We start from the raw sequence: 991 nt of genomic DNA, 5'->3' as shown, positions 1-991 counted from the left end.
TTTGAGGGCACTGAAAAAACTCCAGGGCAATCGGTTCATCCGATTGCCCTGGGGGCGTCGCAGAGGGGTCGGATTGAAATTGGGTATTGCGGTACGGCATTGCTTCGTTGAAGATGACATACCTTTTGTTCCCTTCGCCGCGTGGCCCTTCGGGCCTCGTTCCCGCGCCCGATCCCAAGAGGCCCCGATGCCGCCGGCCATGCCTGCCTCCGACTTGGAGCCCCTCCCGTCTGGTTCTTGCTCCCTTGTCCCTTGTTCACCCACCGGGAGTTGTCCCCGGGGGGGGCGACGGGCTCCTTGCGCACGAGGAGGGGCCCACGGATGAATCTGCAAATGGCAACCCGCTATGCCCTGTTCTCGCTGCTGGAGCTGGCGGCGCATCCCGAACGGCCGGCGTGCGCGGCCGAGATCGCGCGTAAATTCGAGCTCTCGCCGCACCATCTGTCCAAGGTGCTGCGCATCTTGGGTCGGGAAGGGCTGGTGGAGGCGGCGCGGGGCGTGGGGGGCGGCTATCGCTTCGTGGCCAACGCCCGGCGTCTGACCTTGCTGGAAATCATCGAGATTTTCGAGCCGGTCGGAACCCTGGGCGCCTCGGTGCATCCCCCGGGGGACGGCACGGTGGAAGGGCAGGCGCTGGAACGGGTCATGGGCGAAATCGATACCATCACCCGGGCCACGCTCGCGTCCTTGACCATTGAAACGCTGCTGCGCTCGTGGGTCCGTGAGCCCTGACCCGTGCTCGTGGGTACGTGAGCCCTGACCCAGGCTCAAGGGTACGCGAGCCCTGAGCCGGGCGGTCCCTGGTCCTTCTGTCGGCACGCCCGCCGGTTCTTGAAACCCGGCGGGCGTGCAAAACGCGAAGGGTTAGTTCGGGCGCCTGGGCGGAGCCTTGCCCTTCTGGGCCTTGGGAGCGGCTGCGCGGGCCGGCTGCGCGGCGGGCTTGGGCGCGGGGGCCGGAGCGGCAGGCGCGGCGGCGGCCGGCGCGGCGGCG

The 991-nt window shown here is 68.2% G+C and carries 1 protein-coding gene; it reads left to right on the top strand.

Annotated features, from left to right (window positions below; genetic code table 11):
• The first annotated feature begins 321 nt into the window (after positions 1–321).
• Entirely contained in the window at positions 322–732 is a 411-nt protein-coding gene (locus ROR02_RS16430) for an Rrf2 family transcriptional regulator (protein ID WP_147165115.1), read from the top strand.
• Positions 733–991 lie beyond the last annotated feature (259 nt).

The sequence above is a fragment of the Pararhodospirillum oryzae genome (assembly GCF_007992075.1).
In the GTDB taxonomy this organism is placed as follows: Bacteria; Pseudomonadota; Alphaproteobacteria; order Rhodospirillales; family Rhodospirillaceae; genus Pararhodospirillum; species Pararhodospirillum oryzae.
The sequence above is the reverse complement of the archived record's forward strand: the minus strand, read 5'-3'. Positions and strand labels throughout refer to the sequence as shown.

Bases quoted from the DNA above. Each gene is read 5' to 3' on its own strand.
- ROR02_RS16430 (WP_147165115.1), top strand. From the start codon at position 322: ATGAATCTGCAAATGGCAACCCGCTATGCCCTGTTCTCGCTGCTGGAG.